Genomic DNA, 6,777 nt, shown 5'->3' on the forward strand with positions numbered 1-6,777 from the left:
ATCCTTTCTTTACATTTTGTTACCTCAGGTTGATTATTGCTGCAATTCTGGTTCATCATTCTGCTTCTTTCGACTCAATTTCTGGATTGACTGCTGGAAAAATGCAACATTTTGCATTAAAAGGAGTCTAATCTTGCATGCTGTACAAAAGTAAGCGCTAGTTCTGCCCGCGCAAAACTCTTGTGAATAAGCTCGAGGAGGTTTTTGCCAAAGCAAAACTTGAAGGAGGTGATGCCATCTAAATAGGGTCATGAAGTGAGTATGCGTTGAGCCTGCCGAAACATTTTCCCGTCCCTTTTTATAATATTACAGCATCTACGATTAATTTTTCAGAGGTGAACAATGAAGTTACGGTTTGTATTTACACTATTATTTCTGCTGCTGACAGCCCTTATGCTGCCCGTCATGGCGTTTGCCGCTCCTCAAAGCTCCGCAGACGGGGTGCCTTTATTTTTTAACGGAAAACAATTAAAGCCAGAGGTCGCTCCTCGAATTATTAAGGATGTGACCATGGTTCCCATACGAATTATCGCTGAAGAGCTAGGCTCCAAGGTGGAGTGGAATCAAGCCGCTCATAAAGTTATAATTATGAAAGACTCTATGAAAATCGAAATGGTAATTGATCAGCTCTCAGCAACCGTGAACGGAGTTACCAGCAAACTGGATTCAGCTCCTCTTCTGATCGAGGGAAATACTTTGCTGCCAGTCCGTTTTATTGCTGAAAACATGGGCGTCGAAGTAAATTGGAATGATGTGCAGCGAGCGGTCTATTTACAGGAGAAGCGCGTTTCCCCAGGAGACAAGCCATCCCCGGTTAATCCGGACACAGCTCCCACCAATAAACCTTTGCCCGTCATTAAAACCATTGAGATGACTACTTCCCAATTATTAATTAAAGCAGACTCCGGTGAACTGAAACCCACCCAATTCACTTTGCAAAACCCTAGACGGATCGTTGTCGATATTCCCAACGCTGTATTGGATCCGTCACTCTATAAAGATGTGGCAAATAAAAGCGGAGAATCGGTTTCCAATAATGTTTACGTTGCCAATGTCCGCTACTCATTGTACAATGTGAATCCCGGTGCCGTTCGCATCGTGCTTGATATGAAGGAGCCCATGGACCTTAAGTGGGAAGCCGTACTCAACACAGCTGCGCTTGCCGGTGTTTTACAAAAAGGAGCCAAATATAAAGTTGTCATCGATCCGGGCCATGGTGACCAGGATCCTGGAGCCAAAGCTGTCAACGGAAGCACGGAAAAGGAATTTAATCTTTCTATGGGACTCAAGGTGTACAAGCTGCTGCAAAAAGAGGCACTGCTTGAACCTTTTCTAACACGAAATGACGATACCTTCGTCCCTTTGGATGATCGCGCCGAGTTCGCAAACAGCCGTAACGCCGATCTGTTTGTTTCCATTCACGGCAATAGTTACACTTCAGCATCAACAGGCACAGAGACGTACTATTACAAATCCGATAGCGATTCATTTGCTCAAATCATGCATAAGCATTTAACCGCGGCGACTGGTCTTCCAGACCGAGGAGTGCGTCAACAGCCTTTCCGGGTGGTTAAAGCAACTAATATGCCTGCTGTGCTGCTGGAGGTAGGTTATCTGTCGAATGAACGTGATACCGCCCTCATGTTCGACGAAGCCTTTCAGGATAGGGTCGCGCTCGCGATCGTAGCAGGAATTAAAGAACAGCTCAAGATTCAGTAAGCGGAAAAAAGGTGGTGGAATCGATGCAAAAGCATACAATTCGCGGTTTATTACTTATTGGAGCAGTCGCGCTTGTCTTGTCAGGATGCGGACAAAAGCCGACAAGCAATGGAACAAAGTCACCAGCCTCCGAGCCTCCGGCAACCGGCAGCCAGACGACTCCGCCTTCCAACGTTGACCCGACAACTGCTGAGAAGGACATGATTCGTCTCACTATTAAAGCCTACTATGGTGATGAACAAGCAGCAAAGCTGGTGGAAAAAGAAGTATCCATCAACTACAAGGAAGATAAGGATAAGTACACGGCTGCGCTATGGACTTTGAAAAAGGCTCCTCCGGGCAGCAACTTGATTCCTTTGGCTGACGCGTTAGGCTTTAAATCCGCTGTGCTGAAAGATAAACAGCTTACAGTGGATCTGACGGTTTCAGGGGAGGGTCGTCTTGGAGCTCCAGGTGAGGCTATGCTGCTGGAGGCACTTCAGAAAACATTATTTCAATTTTCTGAAGTGGACTCCATCGATATTCTAGTAGACGGCAAACCTGCCGAATCGCTAATGGGCCATATGGAGCTGCTTCATCCGATGAAGCGAGGAAAGTAATCTAGCTAAGCTTGTTTTAGAAAAACCGTCGTGATTCAATTCTGACGGTCTTTTTTTTGTGTCTATAAGAATTTATATATTTGGGGCTCCCCGCAAATTATCTGAATCAATTTCGAAGCAAGACCCCACTTTGAGGAGATATTTTGTGTAAAATCATACGTTTGTGTGTGAGGAGGGATGTGGGATTACGGCCGCTATTGAAGTCATGTTCCTTAAAAATTTAACGGCCTTGCGACGATATGAATAAAACCTGCAACCCCCTAGCACGATTATTTAAGTAAACTAATCCAGTGCTGTTCATTTTACAGACGATTAATCTTCACTTTAGTTGAAGCATAGCGGAAGTAATTGCTCCGCTATTGCATCGAAAGCATACAAAACCGAGAGATAACGGAACAGCTTCTTCCGTAATCACTCGGTTTTGTGTTCATTGGCCGCCAATTTAAGACGATAGCGGAATTTCGACTTCCGCTATCGTCTTAAATTGGCGGGGGCTGAGTAAATAACGGAATTTTCTGTTCCGTTAAGGACCATTAGCGCATATAGCTACCAGCCGCCTGCCCTCCCCGCTATCCGAACATAACGGGCCTGATGATTGAAATCGTAAAGATCTCAATAATTCATATCTGCCAAAAACTTAAAAAGGGTGCCTGCTTCATGTTTTGGTGGAGATTTTAAAACACGAACTGGAACCTTGCATGTCAAGGTACTAGATAAATATAGTACTATCCAATAGTCCAAAACCATTTAAAATAAGATGTATGCAGCGAGGATGGTGATCTGATTGTGGACATGATGGAGCGTATATCGATATTGAGAAAGCAGGAAACGGATTGTTACAGCCTGTGTCTCTATCTATTGCAATGTGAACGTTTAGCTTGTATGGCAGCCGAGGACGCTTTGTATAAGCTTATTCAATGCGATTCTTTCTTTACAGCAGACTTGCAGACAAAGGATATTATGCTGCGCAAAATGTCTATGACATCCGCACTTCATATCAAAATGCTCAATAGAGCTGTTCCCAAACCTCATTAAATGTAACCACCACGCCCCTCCTTCAATGAAACTTGCTGCTTTCGAATGGTTTCCGAAAGGCACCCCCCTCTCCCCCTCCATATTGTTCCTGCCCACGCTAATCCTTTTGTTAATATACAAAAAGCCACAGACTACACGAACCTTCGTCCGCGAATAATCTATGGCCTAATATTGCTCTATGTATCCTTTTATACCTGCAGCAGCAGCAAAATAATCGAAGACAAGCTGAAGCACACACCGATCAAACACAAAAATACGACAACCTGCTTCTGATTTAAACCTAGCCGCAGCAGACGGTAATGAGCCTGGCTTGCATCTGCTTGATAAATTGGCTTGCCTTGCAGAAGACGCTTGAACACAACGAATATATTATCGAATATCGGTACCCCTAACGCCAAAATGGGAATAAAAAGCGAGAGCACTGTAGCTTGCTTGAAAGCACCGTCCAGAGCAATTACAGCCAGGATGAATCCCAGGAAGGTTGCACCCGCGTCACCCATAAATACTTTGGCAGGTGGTTTATTGTACCGTAAATAAGCAACGGCAACACCGATTAATATGATAGCCATAACAGCAGAATCGTTCTGCCCCTTCACTAAAGCAACTACAAAGAGGGTTACGGCAGATATCGCGGAAAGCCCGCCGGCGAGTCCGTCCATGCCATCTGAAAAGTTAATAACCGTTGTAACACCGAAAATCCAAAGAATAGTCAAAATAAATTGCAGCCAATCCGGTAATCCGATAAACTCCCCGCTGAACGGGTTATAAAATCCGTCAAATGTAATACCTGAAGCATAGACAAGCACAGCCGCGGACACCTGAACGATCATCTTTGGTAATGCCGGGAAATCCTTGCCCCGCGTCTTGTACCAGTCATCTACGGTTCCAATAATCAATAGCAGTAGTGATCCAGCCAAAATAGCGGCCGTTTGCATCGTAAATCCTTTTGAAAAGCAAAGATAAGTGACAGCAAATCCAGCAAAAATCGCATAACTGGCAGTAAGCGGGATAGGCTCCCTATGTATCTTTCTTTCGACATCTTGTCTAGGCTTATCCACAAAGTCAAGACGGAATGCCAATTTCCCAAGCGGAGGAATGAGTAAGTATACGATCAAAAAAGAGATTAGAAAAGCAGCTGCGTAGATTATGATTACCATCCCCAATACAAATTTTAGAAAAAGTTGCCGCAAGTTCAATTATACACAAGAAGAGCCTCTCCTGTCGATTCATGTCCTGTTGCAAATATTTTTTAAACTACCCAGTAAAAATCTGAGTTTCATCCTCTGAGGCCCCCCTACCCTACAGTCCATTCTTATCGGACTACTTTGAAGTTGAAATGCGAATGCCCCACGGTCATATGCACTCTGGCTAAAAGAGCTAATATCATTTCGGTACCGCGTGCAGAAGAGATGTCCCCCAAATCAATAATGCTATCCCAACCAAACCATTCCTTCAAATACCCAATCACTTCATTTCTCGCATCAGCATCATTCCCGCTTATGAACAGATCATGCTGGCCACCCGCAAGGCTGCGTGGGTTTACCATTAGCGCGGCGGCGACCGTATTTAAAGTCTTCACTACTTTTACATCGGGAAAAGCCTGTTGAATTTGTTCGCCGAGAGAATCCGTATTCGCTACGAATAAAGTCAGCGTCCCATTGGAAAAATCCAGCGGAAGGGAAATGTCGATCAATATTTTACCACTTAAATTATGACTGCCTGCCACATTTAAAGCCTCCAGTGACCCTGCTCCTGAAGTGGCATTAAAAACAAGATGCCCGTGTGCAGCAGCCTCCTCGAAAGAACCAACCGTAGCCCTGCAATCCTTAACTTGTCTTAACCATTCGTCCAGCTTCTGAGGGCTTCTAGTTCCTAATTTAACTTCGTGCCCCTGTTTAACAAGCGCACTACCCAAAGTTTGTGCTGCATTACCGGAACCAATAATTCCAATTTTCATTAATATTCCCCTCCTATTAGTATACATACAGGTCTGTATACTTATATTGACAGTATATATACCGATCTGTATAATGTCAACTAATAAGAGGTGATGGTTATGATGAAAAAAATAGATGGAAAGAAATCAGTTGCCCGCGAGCAGCTGCTGGTTACTGCAAGCAAGTTATTTTTTCAGAATGGATTCCATGCTGTAGGCGTAGATATGATTGCAGCTGAATCAGGAATTACGAAAATGACGATGTACAAGCATTTCCCTTCGAAGGATCTCCTGATTGTCGCTATATTGGAGCGTTCCGACGAGTTGTACTGGGAATGGTTTGAGAGCACAATTCATCAAGTTACTGAACCGGAAAACCAGCTCATCGCCATTTTTGAGGCGGTTGCAGAGCGGCATTCCTCCTCTCCCATGTCGACTTTTTGCCTATATCAGGGCGTTGCTGTTGAGTTCCCATTTCCCGAACATATTGTGAATAAAGCGGCTGTAGCTCATAAACAATCCGTTGTTAAGCGTCTGGAATCCATATGTAAACAAGCTGGACTACATTCACCAGAGCTCCTTGCTTTGCAGCTGTTTCTACTTTTGGAAGGGTTTTGTATGTCTTCCCGATTTTTTGGTGCGGATAGCCCTGCGGCAGATGTTGTTAATGCTGCAATCACGTTGATCAAGTCATATCGCTAACCAAACAAAATGAAGAAGCTAAACCAAAGCTATAGCTACCAGCGGAGAGCCCTTTTACTCTCCAAAAGAGGACTTTATGAAAGATCAGCTGGCACAAGGGATTAACCTTGCCCTTTACCGCCAGCCTTTTGATACCGATCGATGCGTTTTTCAACAAATTGTGGGCAAACGAAGCCACCCGATTTTCAATGGCTTGCTGTATCGTGCAACTTTTCTCCGATGGCTTTCTGTTTCGTGTAACTTTACACCTATGGCTTTTTGTATCGTGCAACTTTTCTCCGATGGCTTTTTGTATCGTGCAACTTTTCTCCGATGGCTTTTTGTATCGTGCAACTTTACATTTATGGCTTGCTTTTGCGAAAAATTTTCTCTGATAGCTTGCTTTCGCGAAACTTTTGTAAATGGGGCAGCAGGACACGGCGGAGAATGCGTACAGCCTTCATAAATGTATAAAAGTTGCTTTCATTCTAGAGGAGACTAGGATTCTCTGGCAGTTGCCCAAAGGAAGGATTAGATGGAAATCCTCACGTTAATTCAGCCTAAATTTCGTTGGAAATCATTTTAACTGGAAAAACTACTGCTAATATAGATAATATTGGTGATTTTAATCAAAATACGTAGAATTAGCATGAGAAATTCCAGCTATAGGGCTTGGAACGCTATTTTCGGGGCAAATAACCGGACATTTTCAGGCTGTCGAATTAAGCGCTTTCAATATCTCTCAAATTTTAATCCATACACCCTATTTCTCAATAGTGTTCTCGCAAAGCTCAATCTAGGTGTTAA

The 6,777-nt window shown here is 43.8% G+C and carries 6 protein-coding genes; 4 read left to right on the forward strand and 2 right to left on the reverse strand.

Features of this window, described 5'->3' with window-relative positions:
* The first annotated feature begins 342 nt into the window (after nt 1-342).
* Nucleotides 343-1,719, forward strand: a complete 1,377-nt coding sequence (locus tag ACFQ0C_RS32355; RefSeq protein WP_379373083.1) for an N-acetylmuramoyl-L-alanine amidase family protein — start codon at nt 343-345, stop codon at nt 1,717-1,719.
* A 23-nt stretch (nt 1,720-1,742) separates the two neighbouring features.
* The gene (locus tag ACFQ0C_RS32360; RefSeq protein WP_258216560.1) at nt 1,743-2,318 is read left to right on the forward strand and encodes a GerMN domain-containing protein; all 576 of its coding nucleotides are present in this window, start codon (nt 1,743-1,745) and stop codon (nt 2,316-2,318) included.
* Nucleotides 2,319-3,541: 1,223 nt separating this feature from the next.
* On the opposite strand, the gene ACFQ0C_RS32365 is transcribed toward ACFQ0C_RS32360, so the two are convergent.
* Both ACFQ0C_RS32365 and ACFQ0C_RS32370 read right to left on the reverse strand, forming a co-directional pair.
* Nucleotides 3,542-4,510 carry an MraY family glycosyltransferase gene (locus tag ACFQ0C_RS32365; RefSeq protein WP_258216982.1) on the reverse strand — a complete coding sequence of 323 codons (969 nt, stop codon included), beginning with the start codon at nt 4,508-4,510 and terminating at the stop codon, nt 3,542-3,544.
* A 155-nt stretch (nt 4,511-4,665) separates the two neighbouring features.
* Nucleotides 4,666-5,310 (reverse strand): NADPH-dependent F420 reductase, encoded by a 645-nt coding sequence (locus tag ACFQ0C_RS32370; RefSeq protein ID WP_379373086.1) that lies wholly within the window; start codon nt 5,308-5,310, stop codon nt 4,666-4,668.
* A gap of 99 nt (nt 5,311-5,409) precedes the next feature.
* Between ACFQ0C_RS32370 and ACFQ0C_RS32375 the strand changes: the two genes are divergently transcribed.
* Together ACFQ0C_RS32375 and ACFQ0C_RS32380 are read left to right on the forward strand one after the other, a co-directional pair.
* Nucleotides 5,410-5,991 (forward strand): TetR/AcrR family transcriptional regulator, encoded by a 582-nt coding sequence (locus tag ACFQ0C_RS32375; protein WP_379373088.1) that lies wholly within the window; start codon nt 5,410-5,412, stop codon nt 5,989-5,991.
* 76 nt (nt 5,992-6,067) lie between these two features.
* Nucleotides 6,068-6,436 carry a hypothetical protein gene (locus ACFQ0C_RS32380; RefSeq protein WP_379373090.1) on the forward strand — a complete coding sequence of 123 codons (369 nt, stop codon included), beginning with the start codon at nt 6,068-6,070 and terminating at the stop codon, nt 6,434-6,436.
* Nucleotides 6,437-6,777 lie beyond the last annotated feature (341 nt).

Origin of the sequence: Paenibacillus sp. GCM10027630 (assembly GCF_042676305.1) — a bacterium.
In the GTDB taxonomy this organism is placed as follows: domain Bacteria; phylum Bacillota; class Bacilli; order Paenibacillales; family NBRC-103111; genus Paenibacillus_S.

Coding starts and splice junctions, on each gene's coding strand:
- ACFQ0C_RS32355 (WP_379373083.1), top strand. CDS start 343: ATGAAGTTACGGTTTGTATTTACACTATTATTTCTGCTGCTGACAGCC.
- ACFQ0C_RS32360 (WP_258216560.1), top strand. CDS start 1,743: ATGCAAAAGCATACAATTCGCGGTTTATTACTTATTGGAGCAGTCGCG.
- ACFQ0C_RS32365 (WP_258216982.1), bottom strand. CDS start 4,510: ATGGTAATCATAATCTACGCAGCTGCTTTTCTAATCTCTTTTTTGATC.
- ACFQ0C_RS32370 (WP_379373086.1), bottom strand. CDS start 5,310: ATGAAAATTGGAATTATTGGTTCCGGTAATGCAGCACAAACTTTGGGT.
- ACFQ0C_RS32375 (WP_379373088.1), top strand. CDS start 5,410: ATGATGAAAAAAATAGATGGAAAGAAATCAGTTGCCCGCGAGCAGCTG.
- ACFQ0C_RS32380 (WP_379373090.1), top strand. CDS start 6,068: ATGAAAGATCAGCTGGCACAAGGGATTAACCTTGCCCTTTACCGCCAG.